Origin of the sequence: Vibrio sp. 10N.222.55.C6 (genome assembly GCF_041473395.1) — a bacterium.
GTDB classification, from domain to species: domain Bacteria; phylum Pseudomonadota; class Gammaproteobacteria; order Enterobacterales; family Vibrionaceae; genus Vibrio; species Vibrio crassostreae_C.
On sequence record NZ_JBFRSD010000909.1, the window covers coordinates 1 to 345 of the forward strand.

The following is a 345-nucleotide window of genomic DNA, read 5'->3' on the forward strand; positions in this document are numbered from 1 at the left end:
GGCGATCCATTTCTTTTTAGATAATGTTCATCACCAAGAATCCAGTGCCGCAAAAGAGTTATACCAGTTAGCTCGGAACAATAGCTATCATCAAAAGCCGAAGAGAAGAGAAAAAGATCAAAAAGCAGAACTTGCTGAGCTTATTAAAGAGTATGGTGTAGCACTATGATGGCATGCCTTAATGAAATCACGGCACAATTCCAATTGGTAAAATTGCAGATCACGGTGCAACTGAAACAAAATACACAACTGCCAGCTTTTAAAGGGGCGATGTGGCATGGTTTGTTTGGTGAAGCCTTAAAAGCCTATGATGAGCAGTGTTACCAAGTCTTTTATGGTGATCAC

1 protein-coding gene is annotated in these 345 nt (G+C 40.3%); it reads left to right on the top strand.

What is annotated here, in order from left to right; translation table 11 throughout:
- Positions 1 to 165 precede the first annotated feature (165 nt).
- Positions 166 to 345 (top strand): hypothetical protein (locus tag AB4486_RS26820; protein WP_372119815.1); only part of this gene is annotated, 180 nt, incomplete at its 3' end.